12 protein-coding genes are annotated in these 17017 nt (G+C 47.5%); 9 read left to right on the top strand and 3 right to left on the bottom strand.

Going from position 1 to position 17017, the window contains the following annotated elements:
- Positions 1–89 precede the first annotated feature (89 nt).
- On the top strand, positions 90–452 hold the full coding sequence (locus tag GJR95_RS14010) for a hypothetical protein (protein ID WP_162386456.1): 363 nt from the start codon (positions 90–92) through the stop codon (positions 450–452).
- Between the two features lie 103 nt (positions 453–555).
- Here the strand turns inward: GJR95_RS14010 and GJR95_RS14005 are convergent, their stop codons facing one another.
- A complete protein-coding gene (locus GJR95_RS14005; RefSeq protein WP_162386455.1) occupies positions 556–2112 on the bottom strand; it encodes an ATP-binding protein in 1557 nt (518 codons plus the stop codon).
- A gap of 437 nt (positions 2113–2549) precedes the next feature.
- Here GJR95_RS14005 and GJR95_RS14000 point away from each other — a divergent pair, with 437 nt between their 5' ends.
- The 8 genes from GJR95_RS14000 (at position 2550) to GJR95_RS13965 (ending at position 14374) form a co-directional block, all read left to right on the top strand.
- Positions 2550–2777, top strand: a complete 228-nt coding sequence (locus GJR95_RS14000) for a heavy-metal-associated domain-containing protein (RefSeq protein WP_162386454.1) — start codon at positions 2550–2552, stop codon at positions 2775–2777.
- Between the two features lie 57 nt (positions 2778–2834).
- Positions 2835–5105 (top strand): heavy metal translocating P-type ATPase, encoded by a 2271-nt coding sequence (locus GJR95_RS13995; protein ID WP_162386453.1) that lies wholly within the window; start codon positions 2835–2837, stop codon positions 5103–5105.
- A 277-nt stretch (positions 5106–5382) separates the two neighbouring features.
- Positions 5383–7308, top strand: coding sequence for a CocE/NonD family hydrolase (locus GJR95_RS13990; RefSeq protein WP_162386452.1), 1926 nt, complete (start codon positions 5383–5385; stop codon positions 7306–7308).
- Positions 7309–7575: 267 nt separating this feature from the next.
- Positions 7576–7923, top strand: coding sequence for a hypothetical protein (locus GJR95_RS13985; RefSeq protein ID WP_162386451.1), 348 nt, complete (start codon positions 7576–7578; stop codon positions 7921–7923).
- Positions 7924–8030: 107 nt separating this feature from the next.
- A complete protein-coding gene (locus tag GJR95_RS13980) occupies positions 8031–9344 on the top strand; it encodes a cryptochrome/photolyase family protein (RefSeq protein WP_162386450.1) in 1314 nt (437 codons plus the stop codon).
- Positions 9345–9498: 154 nt separating this feature from the next.
- Entirely contained in the window at positions 9499–10680 is a 1182-nt protein-coding gene (locus GJR95_RS13975; RefSeq protein WP_162386449.1) for a beta-alanine-activating enzyme beta-propeller domain-containing protein, read from the top strand.
- Positions 10681–10753: 73 nt separating this feature from the next.
- Positions 10754–11947: a DUF4249 domain-containing protein gene (locus GJR95_RS13970; protein WP_162386448.1), complete on the top strand. Its 1194-nt coding sequence runs from the start codon at positions 10754–10756 to the stop codon at positions 11945–11947.
- Between the two features lie 30 nt (positions 11948–11977).
- A complete protein-coding gene (locus GJR95_RS13965; protein ID WP_162386447.1) occupies positions 11978–14374 on the top strand; it encodes a TonB-dependent receptor in 2397 nt (798 codons plus the stop codon).
- A gap of 14 nt (positions 14375–14388) precedes the next feature.
- On the opposite strand, the gene GJR95_RS13960 is transcribed toward GJR95_RS13965, so the two are convergent.
- Together GJR95_RS13960 and GJR95_RS13955 are read right to left on the bottom strand one after the other, a co-directional pair.
- Entirely contained in the window at positions 14389–15606 is a 1218-nt protein-coding gene (locus GJR95_RS13960) for a lytic transglycosylase domain-containing protein (protein ID WP_232541186.1), read from the bottom strand.
- A gap of 143 nt (positions 15607–15749) precedes the next feature.
- A complete protein-coding gene (locus GJR95_RS13955) occupies positions 15750–17012 on the bottom strand; it encodes a lytic transglycosylase domain-containing protein (protein ID WP_394369992.1) in 1263 nt (420 codons plus the stop codon).
- Positions 17013–17017: the final 5 nt, after the last annotated feature.

Here is a 17017-nt window from a genome sequence, read left to right as displayed (position 1 = left end):
ACTAACGTTTAGAATGGGTTCGCTAATAACAACCGTGGCACGGCTTATCGCCAGCGACCCCATTCTACCGACTCTTGATTTAAATCACTATGGAAAATACCAACAACTCCGATCAACAACGCGTCGACCAGAATTCGGGTGGCCCACTAGAGGGCATGTCGCCCCAAAATACCAACATCCCCGAAAATAACGACGAAGAGGACGCTGTCGTTTATGCCGGTCTGGGCGTTAACAACGATCCCGATATTCTGAATCCCGGCGACGAGGAAGCTTCTGATACGTTGCTCTATACCGATACGCTTACAGCGCGTCATGCCACTGATGAAGTATCGAACGATGAAGATATGGACGATATTCCCGAGGATTTACTGGAGGATATTTCGGACGAGGAGCTGGATAATGAGATTGACGAGCTCGCCGAAGAAGAGGAGGAAGGCAACGAGCGGTATTAACCAGGGGAGCAGTTTTCAGTAGGCAGTTGGCAATCGAATGTTTGCTGCCTACTCTGCCTACTACCTATTTAAATTCAAGCGCTAAACGTAGGAAGAGCTTAATTCATAGATGGATCTGGTCTTCCAGGCTGCGCTGGTCGGGCAGGTAAACCGTAAACGTTGCGCCATTGCCCGGCTGGCTGTGTGCGCCAATATAGCCAGTATGGTTTTCAATAACTTTCTGTACAATAGTTAAACCAATGCCAGTGCCCTGGTATTCCCGGCGGGTATGGAGCCGTTGGAAAACCGTGAAAATCCGGTCTAGATATTTCTCATCGAAGCCAATCCCATTATCGACAATACTTACGGCAAAAAAAGGCTGATCCAGATCTATTTCGGCTACTTTCTGGTTTGGCAACGGAACAATTTCACGGCCTGTCAATTGCTCACAGTCTACACGAATACGCGGTACAGTTCCCGGTGGAACGAACTTTATCGAATTGCTCAGTAGATTTTGAAACAACTGACGAAGCTGAAGCGCGTCGCCCTGCACAGCTGGTAAAGTCGTTATATCAATGAGGGCTTGCTTATCGCGAATAGAGGTTTCGAGGTCAATCAAAACATCATCCAGAACGTCCTGAAGGTTAACCTGTTGGAGCGTACGTTTTTCGGAAGAGAGCCTTGAAAAGGTCAGCAGGTCATGAATGAGTGTATTCATGCGTGTGGCAGCCGACTGCATCCGGGTAATCAGGTTGAGGTTGTATTCATCAAGAGCGCCCGATGGCTGATTGCGAAGCATATCGCCAAATGACAGGATCTTTCGCAGCGGCTCCTGTAGATCATGACTGGTTATGTAGGCAAACCGCTCCAGGTTTTCATTCGACTGTTTCAGGTTATTGATAAGCTTCTGTAGTTCCTGCTCATAACGTTTTGACGCTGAAATATCCATAAACGTTAACAGCATGCCATCGCCAAGTTTACTGACTGACAGGTCGAACCAGGCATTTAAACCGTCGAACGTATATAGGCTCTCAAAACGCTGCGCTTCCCCCGTTTCTATTGTTTTGCGGTAACGATCAAAGAGTCCTGATGCATATACGGTCGGATACTGATTCGCCATTGTATCATTGACCATTTGTTCGACTGGAACCCCGGTTATGCGGGCTGCTGCATCGTTAGCCAGCCGAATACGGAGGTCCTGTATCTGTCCGGTTTCATCACGGATGGCTTCATAAGCGATCATGCCGTTTATGGACCCGTTCAGAACGCTTTCTATCAGATTAGCCTCCTGTTTTAAGCTGGTAATATCAGAAAACGAAACCGCTAAACCATCGCCGTGTTTCTGAAGGAGCACCGAATACCAACTTCCCGAAGAGTGGTTACTGGGTTGGCAGCTGAGTTCCGTTTTATATGGATCTCCTGTGTCAATGACCCGTTCGGCGTTCTGATTGATTTCGGTCTTTTCAGGAAACAGATCAGTCATTGACTGACCAAGGCTTTCCTCTTCGCTCTTTCCAATAATTTCTTCGGCGGGGCGATTCGCCAGTATGAGTCGAAAATCATGAATAGCCCCCGTTGCTGTACGCAGACAGTCAAATAACATAACACCGTTGCCAGATAAATTCAGTGCGGCCCGGAGCAGAACCGGGTTGTCGGTAGGTGCCATTGGTAGACTTTTCATGACTATTTTGCTGAGTTACGGTACTGACTTTTGGGAAAGTCACGTTATGCAAAACGGACTGATCGATTATTTTGTTTTAGTTATTAATTAAATGGTTCTCATATGCCGCAGAGCTGAGGGCTTTTGTGCTAGCTCGTAGTTGTCCTGCCAACAAAGCTCATACCAAACTAGCTTACTCCCCGAAGTATGCGTAAACAAATGCCAAAAATTAATTAATGGGCTGTTTATTAGATAATTGTATTTTGGTGGTGTCGTGATAAGCAACGCAACTCATTCAGCCTGTTTTAGGTTATTTTATAAAGCTCAGAAGGAATTCTATAACATAAATTGATCTGGTCGATACGACCTTTGTAACGCCAATCTGATCAGAAAATCAATCAGGTAATGAAGCTGATCATCGATAAGTCTGACATCAGTAAGCATAAAAAAATACGCTTATGGAAACGATAAAACAAAACAGTGTCCGGTTCAAAACCAATATCAAATGCGGTGGCTGCATTGCCACAGTCACCCCTTATCTGAACGAAGCGGTTGGCGAAGGCCATTGGCAAGTCGACATTCAGGACCCAAACAAGGTATTGACGGCCGACACCACATCGGCTTCTGCGACCCAGATTAAGCAGGCCATTGAAAAAGCGGGCTACAAGGCCGAACCACTGAATTAAACGGGTTTAGGATCTTCAGTTTATAGACATAAACTGAAGATCGAACCACAAAAACGAATGAACACACTTCTTAACGAACCGAAGGCAAAACCGTCGGCTTCGGACATAAAGAAAACGTTTCCGGTGCTGGAGATGACCTGCGCAGCCTGTGCTGTGAGCGTGGAGTCGATGCTGAAACATACACCGGGTGTAAGCGATGTGAGTGTTAACTACGCTAATCAGAGCGCCCTGGTGCAGTTTAATCCAGCCATTGTTAGCCCCGAAGGTTTACAAACGGCGCTGCGTTCGATCGGTTATGATCTAGTTATTGACACCGAAGATCCACAACGGGTACAGCAGGAAGCCCAGCAACGGCATTATGAAGCGCTGAAAAAACGGACGATCTGGTCCATAGTCTTATCGGTGCCTATTGTGCTGATCGGCATGTTTTTCATGGAAAGCAGTATGGTTTCGGTATCGTTCGGAAACTACACGATGATGGTGCTGGCTGCTCCAGTGGTGTTTGGACTAGGTCGATCTTATTTTGTGAACGCCTGGAAGCAGGCCCGTCATGGGAAAGCCAATATGGATACGCTCGTTGCCCTCAGCACGGGTATTGCCTTTTTATTTAGTGCCTTTTCAACGGTAAATCCCCAATTCTGGATGAATCGTGGCCAACACCCGCACGTTTATTTTGAAGCGGCTGCGGTCATTATCGCCTTTATTTCGTTGGGTAAATTGCTGGAGGAGCGGGCTAAATCGACTACATCGTCGGCCATAAAAAAACTGATGGGGCTTCAACCCGACACGGTACGACTCGTTGACGGTGAAGTAGAGCGCGACATACCTATTACTCAGGTACAGGCTGGAAACTTGCTGCTGGTTCGCCCCGGCGAACGTATTCCGGTGGATGGAGAGGTGCAAACAGGGGCGTCGTTCGTCGACGAAAGCATGATTAGCGGAGAGCCGGTGCCGGTTGAGAAAACCGCTGGAGCCACTGTGTTTGCCGGAACGATCAACCAAAAGGGCAGTTTTCGGTTTCGTGCCGATAAAGTCGGTTCCGATACCGTGCTGGCCCGGATAATTCGCACGGTGCAGGAAGCCCAGGGAAGTAAAGCCCCCGTCCAGCGATTAGTGGATAAAATCGCGGGTATTTTTGTGCCGGTTGTACTGGTCATTGCCATCCTGACATTTGTGGTCTGGATGGTAGCCGGGGGTGATAATTCACTAACAACGGCCCTCCTGACTTCTGTAACGGTGCTTATTATCGCCTGTCCCTGCGCGTTGGGGCTTGCTACACCGACGGCAATCATGGTTGGCGTAGGAAAAGGTGCGGAGAATAACATTCTGATTAAAGATGCGGAGAGCCTGGAATTGGGTTACCGCGTCAACGCTGTGGTTCTGGACAAAACGGGCACTCTGACCGAAGGCAAACCAACCGTAACGGATTTGCATTGGTTAATACCAGCCGATGAGCAGGTCCAATTGGCACCCGTTTTATATGCACTGGAAGCACAGTCGGAACATCCACTGGCTGAAGCCGTGACTGACTATTTGAAACGGACTGGTGTTTCGGGCGTTACGGTGAGCCGTTTTGATAGCATAACAGGGCATGGCGTAAAGGCTGATTATCTGGAAAATACGTATGTAATTGGAAATCGGCAGTTGATTGAAAACCAGGGCATTTCACTGGACGAATTGGTTGAGCAACGAGCCAATTCATTCTATACAACGGCGAAGACAGTCGTATTTTTTGCAAACCAGAAACAGGTTCTGGCCATAATTGCCATTGCCGATCCCGTCAAAGCGACATCCCGACAGGCGGTTGAGACCTTACAGCGTCGGGGTATTGCGGTTTATATGCTCACCGGCGACAATGCGCAAACCGCAGCGGCTGTAGCCAGCCAGGTTGGTATAAGCCACTATCGGGCTGGTGTATTGCCGGCAGATAAATCGTTATTCATTCAGGAATTACAGGCGCAGGGCAAGGTCGTAGCGATGGTTGGCGACGGCATCAATGACTCGCAGGCACTGGCGCAGGCCGATGTAAGCATTGCAATGGGCAAAGGCTCCGATATAGCGATGGATGTAGCCAAAATGACACTCATTACCTCCGACCTGAGTAGTGTTCCGAAGGCGCTACAACTGTCGCGAAAAACCGTTCTCACCATCCGGCAGAATCTATTCTGGGCATTTATCTATAACCTGATTGGTATTCCTATTGCAGCAGGAGTGCTCTATCCGGCGTTCGGTTTTCTGCTCAACCCAATGATTGCCGGGGCAGCAATGGCCCTTAGTTCCGTGTCTGTCGTTAGTAACAGTCTTCGACTACGGTCGGCAAGGCTTTAATAAATCTGTATTCAGAATGCTTCGGGAAGGCCAAACTCACAACTGAGTTTGGCCTTCCGATGTTTTATGGAGTTAGGCCTTTGGCATGGAGCCGTGCCACGGTTACCTATCAGAATAAATCAAACCGTGGCACGGCTCCATGCCAAAGGCCAAGGAGTAATTGGTTTGCGTGTTTTATCTGGCAAAGAACCGCGCGTAGGGAAACACAAAGTTGTTTCTTAGAGTCCTTTGCACCTAATTCGTATTCTTTGCTGCTAAACCAAAAGAAAACTAATTCATGATTCGTATACAACTACTCATCATCATACTGCTAGGTGGTTTTTCACTTAGCTATGCTCAATCGACCACATCTGATTCGTTGTTCGTCCGGCAGAACTATACGAAGCTTGACCGGAAAATCTCAATGCGCGACGGCACCAGACTTTATACCGTCATATACGTACCGAACGATGCCAGTCTGGCCAATCGCTACCCAATTCTGATGGAACGGACGCCTTATTCGGCTGGTCCCTATGGAGAAAGTAAATACCCTTCGGCTGGCCCTGGCCCGAACAAAGACCTGTCGCAGGAAAAGTACATTTTTGTTAATCAGGATGTTCGGGGACGCTATATGAGCGAGGGCAATTTCGAAGAGATGACGCCCGCCATAACCACATCGGGTCAGAAGGGGGTAAATGCCAAACAGCCATCGTCAGCCGGAGGTGCCAAAAAAAGCAGCCCGCCCGTTTTGGCGACGGATGAAAGCACCGATACGTATGACACCATTGAGTGGTTACTCAAAAATATTCCGAATAACAACGGTCGTGTTGGCCTTACTGGCATTTCTTATCCCGGTTTCTATGCATCGGCAGCCCTGCCAAATGCCCATCCGGCCCTGAAAGCGGTTTCGCCACAGGCTCCCGTTACCGACGAATTTATTGGTGATGATGCCCGTCATAATGGTGCGTTTTTTCTGCTCGATAACTTCTCGTTCATGAACTACTTCGATGCCCCGCGCAAAGGGCCGGTGGAGGACTATGAATCCTTATTTACGTGGAAGCCAACGGATGCGTACCAGTTTTTTCTCGATCTAGGCCCGATCAGGAATGCCAATGGACCAAATTATTTTAATAATCGCGCCAAGATCTGGAACGAGTATCTGGAACATGACACCTATGATGATTACTGGCAAACGCGCAATATTCGGCCACACTTAAAGAATGTTAAGCCCGCTACGCTGGTGGTTGGCGGCTGGTTTGACGCCGAAGACCTGTTTGGCGCTTTACGGACCTATGAAGCGATTGAAAAACAGTCCAGCGGAAATCGGAATACGCTCGTTATGGGGCCCTGGACACACGGGGCATGGGCGCGCGACGACTGGAGCCAGTTTGGACCACTTTCGTTCGGCCAGAATACGGCTAAATACTACCGTGATAATCTGGAATCGAAATTTTTTGCGTTTCACCTAAAAAATAAAGGAGACTTCAATGCCGCTGAAGCAATGGTCTTCGATACGGGTACAAACGAATGGAAATCGTTCGATACCTGGCCACCTAAAACCGTTCAGTCACGGCATTTTTATCTGGCACCGAATCGGAAACTAACAACCGATAAATCAACCGGGAATGATTTATTTAAGGAGTATATCAGTGATCCGGCCATACCTGTGCCTTATACAAGCGGTGTACAGACCCGGCGAAACAATCAGTATGTCATTGAAGACCAGCGATTTGTTGCCGATCGGCCTGATGTTGTCGTCTTTGAGGGCGAACCACTGACCGAAGACCTGACGGTGGCAGGCCCGATCAATGCCAAACTATTTGTATCGACAACAGGCACGGATGCCGATTTTATCGTTAAAGTCATTGATGTGTTACCTGATTCATCGGCGAGTCCCGATCCGAAAGGTAATTACCAGCGTTTGGTACGGGCTGACGTATTGCGCGGGAAATTCAGAAACAGCTTCACAACGCCAGAACCATTTAAACCGGGCGAAATAGCAACAGTTACTATCCAGTTACCCGATGTTATGCACACGTTCAAAAAGGGCCACCGGCTGATGGTACAGGTGCAGCATTCGTGGTTCCCGATTGTTGACCGCAACCCGCAAAAGTTTATGAATATTGCAAAAGCCGATACTGCTGACTTTCAAAAAGCCACCATGCGCCTGTATTATGACAGGAATCATCCCTCAGAAATTGAACTGAATAGTCTTGTAAAATAATGGTTTGTTAACATTGACATAATGTTGGAAATTAGGAGAGGTCGCTATAAAGTGGCCTTTTTTGTTTGTATAGTTCTGATAATTAGTATGTTATGTAAAATTTTGTTTTCTGGCAATATGGGCTGGAGAGCTTTCCAATATTAAGTTTTTCGATTCAGTTAACATTTGCGTAATATTTAAGTAATATTACGATAACATTAGTCCTTACGACTCGCGAGAGGGATTCGGGCGAGTGGGCATTGTACTATTTTTAACAAACATGAAGTCATGAAAAAGTCACTTTTTCTTCTTACGCTGGTAGGCTTCCTGGCGACGCAAGCCTACGCTACGCCGACAAAAATTCGCAAAACTAAAGCCCCTAGAGCTAATCTGGAGCAACAGTTAGCAAAGTATATATCCTATCCCGATGCGCTTAGACCGACCCAGCGGGCGGGCGTCGTTGTGATTCAATTTCGTGTCAATTCCGATAGTGAATTGTGCCAGTTAGAAGTATTTAGCAAGAATGAGCAAATCAATAATGCACTGCTTCGGCAACTGACAGGCAAAAAACTGGCTGGTTATGGCAGCGATGCCAGCGAACTACATACGGTTCGGCTTCGGTTCCAGCCTGAATAGTTTATCGATTACAAAAAGGCCTTTCGTCAATCGTTGGACGAAGGGCTTTTTTATGCCCGAACAATTCGGATAAACGAGCAGTTAGCCCTCAATTAACCACTCGTTCTATGTCTGAAACCCTATCGCTGGTCTGGCTCAGACGCGATTTACGTTTGCACGATAATGCGGCTTTATACCATGCGCTCAGAAGTGGCCGTCCTGTTCTTCCCCTATTTATTTTCGACCGTATTATTCTCGATGACCTGGAAGATCGGCACGATCGTCGTGTTGAGTTTATCGTTCAGGAGATCAACCGTCTGCGCGATGAGCTGGCTCAAATGGGCACTGCGCTTATTGTCCGTTATGGCAAACCGATTGATGTCTGGAAAGAACTTGCGGAGCAATACAACATTGGCGATGTGTTTACGAATCACGACTATGAGGTTTATGCAAAAGACCGCGACAAAGCAGTCGGCGAGCTATTGGCCGAACGAGGAATTGGCTTTCATACCAGTAAAGATCAGGCGATTTTTGAGCGCGATGAGGTACTGAGCGGCAGTAAATCGCCTTACACTGTATTTACGCCTTACAGCCGAAACTGGCACGGGAAGCTAAATGCATTTTATTTGAAATCATACCCGACGAAGCAGTACTTCAGGCAATTCTACAAAACTGGCGCATTGAGCGTACCAACGTTAGATGAAATGAATTTTCGACCAGTAGGGGAGCCTTTTCCGGCACGGACGGTTGCCGATAAGCTACTAAGCAAGTATGACGAAACACGCGACTTCCCGGCTTTGCCGCACAGTACGAGCCAATTGAGCATTCACCTGCGATTTGGCACAATCAGCATTCGTGAGCTGGCGAGGCAGGCAAAGAAAGCCGACGACAGGACTTTTCTGAATGAGCTCTGCTGGCGGGACTTTTACTTTCAGGTTCTCGACCATTTTCCACACGTTGAGAAACACTCGTTCCGGCGCGACTATGATCACATCAGATGGCGCAATAAGGAAAACGAATTTGAGGCCTGGTGTCGGGGCGAAACGGGTTATCCACTGGTAGATGCTGGTATGCGCCAGTTGAACACTATTGGCTGGATGCACAACCGCGTCCGGATGATTACGGCTAGTTTTCTGTGCAAGCACCTCCTCATTGACTGGCGGTGGGGCGAAGCGTATTTCGGTAAAAAACTGCGGGATTATGATCTTTCGGCCAATAATGGTGGCTGGCAGTGGGCGGCTGGTTCTGGAACAGATGCCGCTCCGTATTTCCGGGTTTTCAATCCAACACTACAGGCTCAGAAATTTGACCCCAAAGGTGAATACATTCGCCACTGGATTCCTGAATTGAATAGTCTGAATTATCCACAACCTATCGTTGAGCATGCTATGGCGCGGCAACGGGCAATTGATACGTATAAGAAAGGATTGACAAAAGATTGAAGAGCAGGTCATTATGAAAAAGCATTCTGGCTAAACTTAAATCAATGGAAGTCGCCAGCCGCTATACATTGACGCGAGGTTTTGATAAATTATTTCATGATTTTGTCATAAATTGCCCATCTATGAATAGTTTACTCAATCGTCTATCAATCATATGCTACCTTTTTTATCCTTGCTTCGTTTTATAGGAGGTAGTGTTTTGGGAGTACTGCTCTTGAGTGGGCTAACAGGATGTGAAGAGACATCCAGATCGAGTGTAACGCCAGTTGTCACCATACCAACATCGGCTACCGTTACTAAACCACCATCCGTATCGATAATAGCCCCTTTACTCTACGTAGCCAGCTTTGATAATAACCTCTATGCACTCGACACCACAACGGGTGCACAACGCTGGGTATTTCGGGCTGATACATCCATCCAATCCAGCCCCACAGTTGCCTACGGGATGGTTTATGTTGGGAGTAATGATTATAATTTATATGCCATTGATGGCACAACCGGCCAGAAGCGCTGGCAATTTAAAACGGGTGCTATGATTTACTCAAGCCCGGTGGTTGCCGATGGGGTAGTTTATGTCGGAAGTCAGGATGGTAAATTATATGCTATTGACGCCACAATTGGAAACCTTCATTGGGTATTTACGGCGCCATTAGGGCTCTACTCCAGCCCCGCAGTGGCTAATGGCATGGTATATATTGGCGCGCAGGATAACCAGGTATATGCCCTGGACGTCAATACAGGCGTGTTGAAGTGGCGATTTAAAGCACAATACTTCATTTTATCGAGCCCAGTGGTTGCCAATGGACTCGTCTATATTGGTAGTCAGGATCACAAACTTTATGCCCTTGATGCCGCCACTGGACGACTACGCTGGGCATTTACAACCGGCAGCGCAGTCGATTCCAGCCCGGTTGTTGCTGATGGTGTTGTCTATATAGGGAGCGCTGACCAGAAACTTTACGCGTTAGATGCCGCAACGGGTAGCCAGCGATGGGTCTACAATACAGGTGGAGTCATCTATTCAAGCCCGGTTGTCGCAAACGGAGTCGTTTATATTGGCAGTCGGGACCATAAGCTTTATGCCGTCAATGCTGCTACCGGGCAACTGCGGTGGGCATTTAGTACCAATTTTGATATTTATTCTACTCCTATGGTCGCCAATGGAGTTGTCTATGTGGGAAGTAACGACTTTAATCTTTATGCAATTGATCGCATTACGGGCAGGCAGCGTTGGGCATTTCGAACGGAGGGGATTGTTATTGCCAGTCCGGTCGTTGCCCAAAAGAGCGTAGTAGCGGGTACCTATCCAACAATAAGTGGAGGAGGTAAGTGAACGATATCATGAATCAATCCACTACCTGCTGGTGCTAAGCATGTGGTCTTATAGTTATTAATAGCTGTTCAGAATGCGTCTACTCATTTGTTGGGGTATTGTTTTTGGTTTACTGGCTGTCATGCAGAGCTGCATTGAGGCTTACGACCCAAATGTGGCACTAAATGCTAATTTAGTTGTGGTGAGTGGCATCGTAACGGATCTTGACGAACAGCAAACAATCAGCTTAAGCCGGTCTTTGTCTTCTGCTGATAGTGCCAATGTCAGTATGCCTATTCAGGGAGCCACCGTTACTATAGTGGTGAATGGTACAACACCGATTTCACTACTAGAGACCCAACCCGGCACGTACAGCTTTCCGGCTGGTTTTCGGGGAAAGCTCAGTAATAGCTATCAGCTTCGTTTCCAGACGCTCGAAGGCAAAACGTATGAGTCGTCTGTAGAAACAATGGTATCAGTACCACCTATTTTAAAAACCTACGATCAGTTTAATCCTGAGGGCCCTAAAAAAACTGCGAACGGGTTGCCGATCCCTGCCAATGATGTTTATGTCGATTTTCAGGATCCCGTCAATGAGCGTAATTTTTATTTATGGCGCTGGAGGCTTTATGAACAGCAAGCCTGGTGTGCTACCTGTCAACAGGGGCGATATGTGGTCTCAGATATCGGTCCCATTGGGGCAGGTCCTTTAAATGTGATCGGTTGTGTTCGGGATACGACACTGAGCACATTCAATTTATTCGATTACCCGTGTCGGGGTTTATGCTGGGATATTTTCTACAACACGACTATCGATATTTCATCGGATGTGTATACGAACGGGCAAACACAAATTGGGCATAAGGTTGCCAGCATACCTATTTATCAGCGCGACCCGGCGCTGATCGTGGTTGAGCTATTATCGCTTTCTCCCAACGCCTATCGCTATTATAAACTCTTTGCCGACCAAACCCAGAACACGGGCACCCTGGCTGATTCACCACCGGCTCCCCTTGCGGGTAATGTACATAATTTGGCCAACCCGACGGAGAATGTCGTTGGTTATTTTTCTGCGGCATCAGTGGCCGTCAATCGGCATAAGATTAACCGTCAGGATGTAGCTTCGGGGATGTTTCAAGGCCTGTTCTTTGCCATCAATGGTCGGGTACCTCGAACGGAAGCTGATTTGCCAGGCAGTAACAATCCATTTGGTACAAGTTCATCTTCTTCCTTGTGTATTCCTAGCCAAAGCCGAACCGATCAACTTCCGCCCGGTTGGAATGATTAAATGAAAGTTCTATGCTTTTTCTACGTTCCAATGATCCGATTTATACAGTTACTTCTTGTAAGTCAATTGCTTAGTCTGGCCGTACACGCTCAACTTATGGTAAAGGTGAGTGGAGTTGTCCATGATTCGACTACAGGAAGCCCACTCGCCGGGGCCGCTATTGTTATTGACTATCGTAAAAATCTTACCGGAACGCATACCAATACGGAAGGGTATTACGCTATCAATCTGCCTGCCGGTGAACACATTTTGGTAGCCCGGCTGGTCGGTTATACGCCAGTCCGTAAGGTTTTTAGGGTCGGATCAGGTCCTGTTGTTGTAAACGTGAATATGGCCTCTGTTGTGAGTCAACTGGAAGAGGTAGTCGTCACTACTAAAGGCTTTGATCAAACCATACGTCAGCCTATGCTAGGTGTTAATCAGTTGAATATTAGTGCGTTAAAAAAACTTCCGGCAGCACTGGGCGAGGTCGATTTGTTGAGAGGGTTACAGATGCTTCCTGGTGTATCGAGCGTTGGAGAAGCGTCTAACGGTGTCAATATTCGGGGAGGCACGACTGATCAAAATCTGATTCTACTTGATGATACGCCGATTTTTAACCCAACACATATGTTTGGGTTGTTTTCTGTATTCCCTACCGATGCCATCAGCACCGTTGATCTCTATAAAGGGAATGTACCCGCTCGTTTTGGTGGCCGGGCGGCCTCTGTGCTTGATGTAACACTGCGAAACCCTAACCTGGATAAATTTAGTCTGTCGGGTGGAATAAGTGTGGTTTCAAATAAGATCACGGCGGATATTCCTATTGTGAAGGGTAAGTTTGGCATTCTGGTTTCGGGGCGCGGAGCCTTCAATGATTTTCTGCTGCCTCTGGTGAGCGATAAGCTGGCCAATATTCGAGCTAAATTTGGTGATGGAGTGCTGAAGGCTTTCTGGCGAATGGATGATCGAAATACGCTAACCTTTACGGGTTATGCGAGCAAGGATTTATTTCAGACAGATTTGTTAGCTAATCTACCCAATGTGAATGGAACGGCTTCCCGATACGATCATCAAACGGTTAATCTGATGGCCCGCTGGTTTAGGGCAATTTCGCCCCGGCTAAACATGCAGACCTCGGGCATTTACGTACACTATGTTCCGCGTATTCTATCGCCCGAATTAAATGGGAATATTGTTACACTGCGGTCGTCGGTTTTGCAACGGCAGATAAAGTCAAATCTGAACTATCAGCTTACAAACCAGAAAATCGAAGTAGGCATCAGCGGAACGCATTACCGGGTAGAACCGGGAACCTTGCTGCCTGGCAGGAGCGAAAGTGTCAATTATGTAACTACGCCTACCGAAAATGCACTCGAACTGGCCATTAATGCCGATTATGAACGAAGTGTAGGTGAAAAACTAGCTATTTCAGCTGGACTTCGTTACTCGCATTTTCTGTCGCTGGGTCCATCGCTGGTGAGACAGTATGCCGTAAATGAAACCCGCGATGAATTTTCGGTAATCGATTCCACCCGCTACGGTGCGGGGAAGATTGCGAAAGGATATGGTGGCTTTGAGCCTCGGTTGGGTATTCGTTACACTTTAGGAACCAACTCGTCCCTGAAGTTTGGCTATAATCTAATGCGACAATACCTGCAGGTTGTTACCAATACAACAACACCATTACCGACATCACGCTGGAAAACATCAGACCCCAACATTCGGCCACAAATCAGTCAATTGCTGACGGCGGGTTATTTCCTGACGTTTAAAGAAAATATTTATGAACTGACCGTCGAAGGCTACTGGCGTGCTACAAAAAACATTATCGACTACCGGCCAGGAGCCGATTTTCTGCTACAACCTTACCCAGAAACACAGCTATTGCAGGGGAAAAGCCGCGCTTACGGGATTGAGACAATGATTTCGAAGAAAAAAGGAGAGTTAACGGGTTGGCTTAATTATACCTATGCCCGGACACTTAACCAGGTTTATGAAGGGCCAACTGTGGAGCAGAATGTAAACGGCGGTGATTGGTATCGGGCGAATTATGACCGGCCTCATACGGTCAATGCGAACATGACCATCGATGTAGATCGCCATAACAGTTTTGGGTTTACATTCGCTTTCAGCACAGGCCGACCGTATTCTGCACCAACGGGTTATGTAACAATTGATGGGGCGCAATATCCGTACTATGGTGTCAGGAATAACGAACGACTGCCAGCCTATCACCGACTGGATTTTACCTGGAATATCTACAACCCCGGCATGCGTAACCGGCGTTGGGAGGGGCGCTGGGCATTTACGATTTATAATCTATACGCCCACAAAAATGCTTACTCCATTTTCTTTAAAGCCGAAGATGGAAAAACCAATGCTTACAAACTGCAGATTTTCGCGGCTCCTATTGCGTCTCTATCGTATAACTTCGTGTTCAAATAACCTAGCCATTTAGGCTACAACTTCCACTGGACTACCCAACCCGGCCTGATTGTTTTGGGCCGTGGAATTCCGGCGAAACCGGTGGCCGGATTCATGGCGATTAGCGTAAGAGGAATCACGCTTTTGGTTTCAGAGGAAATAAGTTTGGTAGCCCGGAAGAACAGATTACCCTGAGCATCGATTTCATCTACGACGGCATATAATGCGTCGCCTGTTTTTAGCGCATCTTCGCCAATCTGAACATCTTCAGTTAAAGAAAATGTCCAGCTTTGGCCTACTTTAAGCTGGCCCGCCCGGATTAATTTCGCGGACAAATCACCCAGGAAAACAGGCGATGAAACTGACTTGCTTTTAAGCAACTCATTCAGAACACTATCCATGGCAATAGCCTCAGCTCGGGCGCTAACGCCAGCGGCCTTAGGCAGCGACTCAATCGGTATACCAACGGGCTCCGGCTCTTCATCCTGAAGCCAGCCCATCCGTCGGGCCTGAGCCCGTTCCCGTTCGTAAGCATTCCCTGATGCAATGAGCATGGTCGTACTCATCCCATAGGTAGGATTTGTGAAAAGCTCTTTCATGGCCAGAATCCGATACAGATAATAGCCTGTTTCGGCATTCATACTCATAGCATAATAATCGCGATGGCCAACGCGTGTTATTTTACGTTGTACCATACCGACGCCACCGTTGTAAGCTGCCGCAACGAGTGTCCAGGAGCCTAACTTCCGATAAAGAAACTGGAGATAACGGCAGGCTGCTTCGGTCGATTTTCGAAGGTCTGTTCGTTCGTCATTGCCAGGGGCAATCGAAAGTCCCATATCCTGGGCAGTATCGTCCATGAATTGCCAGTAACCAACGGCACCCGCCGACGAAACAGCATTAGACTGCCATGCACTTTCGATGAGTGGTAAATATTTAAAATCGTTGGGTACACCGTGTTTGCTCAGGATGGGTTCAATAACGGCGAAATAGGGAGCCGATCGGGCTTTTAGGCCATTTACGTGACTGCTGTAACCAGAACTACCAGCCAGGGCGAATGCTAGTTTTGTAGACACGTCGCCCTGTTCGGTCGGAACGGTTTCCCCACAAAAATGAAGCCTGGTTAAACCAACGGTGGGCCGTGGTTTTGGCATCGCCGGACGAATTGCACTTTTTTTCTGAGCAAACACAGCGGATTTACCTAGTAAACCGATGAGAATCAATATAGAAGCGAATCGTATGGCAGAAGTCAAAATAGTTGGTTGATGGTTCAGCCCGTAGACAACAAAACCAATGAAAGGTTTAGTTCAGGCAATTAGGTTACGTTGGGGTTATATTCGGCAAGCCGATCCCCAAAACTCACCAGAGAGTTTTCCAGATAGCAAAAAACACAGACCTATAAGGCCTTCCAGGTCAGAATCCAGCCCGATTTGACCTGATCCATATCGGGCAGTTTAATGCCAATGCGCCCTGTTGACGCATCTACCGCTGCGAGCGCAAGATTATAGGTATGTTTTTCATTGGCTGAGTACAGTCTGTCGGCCCGAAGGAATAATTTTCCTGTCTTCGTGTCAATGTCTTCCACAACAGCATAAAGAACGTCTCCTTCATCCACATCCTTCCCTCCGGCAATGCCGTCGCGGGTGAGGTGAAAGACCCAAACCTGACCACGTTGCAAACTTGACGATTCTGATAACCGCGCCTTTATCCCACCCAGAAATACATCGGCCGCGTTAGGTAATGGAATATCGTCAGTACGACCGTTTGCTACTATCTGCGATCCCTGAACAGGCGTATTCACCGCTGATTGCGTGGCTTCATCCATTACAATTTCTGAGAGTAAGACTTCATCACCGGCCTCATCTGAATCTGGGGAAAGAGGCTGACTCAGGTAGGCTATCATCTGATCGGAAAGTAGGCTCTCGTAACACCGGTAATTGGAAAATAACTCTTTGAAGGCCAGAATCCGATAAAGGTATTTTCCCGTCTCCGCATTTAGTCGCAGATAATAATAATCACGCTGCTGTTGCCGACGAATATTTCCCAATAAAGCACCAATACCATTGTTATAGGCGGCAGCGGCCAGGGTCCAGGAGCCAAGCCGATTATACAGGTAGTTTAGATACCGGCAGGCCGCTTCGGTCGATTTTACCAGATTTCGGCGTTCATCATAGCCAGGTCGAATCGATAAGCCTAATTCGCGGGCAGTAGCCGGCATAAACTGCCAGTAACCAACCGCTCCCTTGGGCGAAACGGCAAAGCCAGTTAAGGCACTTTCAACCAAAGGAAGGTACTTAAAATCCGACGGTATGCGATGACGAGCCAGTATCGGTTCAATAATAGGAAAAAACGAAGCAGCTCGTTGCCGGATACGGTATAAAGCCTGGTTTTGATTTGTATTGACTACTAAAGCCGATACCAGCCTTCGGGCAACCGTTTCCTCATGAAGTGGCACTGACTCTCCACAGAAATAAACGGGGGGAAGCAGTGGTTTCAAATTGGGTTCAAAAGAGATGCCAAATGTGGAAGCGGTGACAGCAACTTGTGAACTAGTCGGTACCGACAAATTGAACGCGTACGATTGACCAGTTAACGCTAGTAATCCTGTCGCCAGCGATAACGAAACTAAGAAATGCATCAGGACTGTGAGTACTTTCATCTATA

Source organism: Spirosoma endbachense, assembly GCF_010233585.1.
GTDB lineage: Bacteria > Bacteroidota > Bacteroidia > Cytophagales > Spirosomataceae > Spirosoma > Spirosoma endbachense.
This window is presented reverse-complemented; position numbering and strand designations above follow the sequence as displayed.

Coding starts and splice junctions, on each gene's coding strand:
- GJR95_RS14010 (WP_162386456.1), top strand. CDS start 90: ATGGAAAATACCAACAACTCCGATCAACAACGCGTCGACCAGAATTCG.
- GJR95_RS14005 (WP_162386455.1), bottom strand. CDS start 2,112: ATGAAAAGTCTACCAATGGCACCTACCGACAACCCGGTTCTGCTCCGG.
- GJR95_RS14000 (WP_162386454.1), top strand. CDS start 2,550: ATGGAAACGATAAAACAAAACAGTGTCCGGTTCAAAACCAATATCAAA.
- GJR95_RS13995 (WP_162386453.1), top strand. CDS start 2,835: ATGAACACACTTCTTAACGAACCGAAGGCAAAACCGTCGGCTTCGGAC.
- GJR95_RS13990 (WP_162386452.1), top strand. CDS start 5,383: ATGATTCGTATACAACTACTCATCATCATACTGCTAGGTGGTTTTTCA.
- GJR95_RS13985 (WP_162386451.1), top strand. CDS start 7,576: ATGAAAAAGTCACTTTTTCTTCTTACGCTGGTAGGCTTCCTGGCGACG.
- GJR95_RS13980 (WP_162386450.1), top strand. CDS start 8,031: ATGTCTGAAACCCTATCGCTGGTCTGGCTCAGACGCGATTTACGTTTG.
- GJR95_RS13975 (WP_162386449.1), top strand. CDS start 9,499: ATGCTACCTTTTTTATCCTTGCTTCGTTTTATAGGAGGTAGTGTTTTG.
- GJR95_RS13970 (WP_162386448.1), top strand. CDS start 10,754: ATGCGTCTACTCATTTGTTGGGGTATTGTTTTTGGTTTACTGGCTGTC.
- GJR95_RS13965 (WP_162386447.1), top strand. CDS start 11,978: ATGATCCGATTTATACAGTTACTTCTTGTAAGTCAATTGCTTAGTCTG.
- GJR95_RS13955 (WP_394369992.1), bottom strand. CDS start 17,012: ATGAAAGTACTCACAGTCCTGATGCATTTCTTAGTTTCGTTATCGCTG.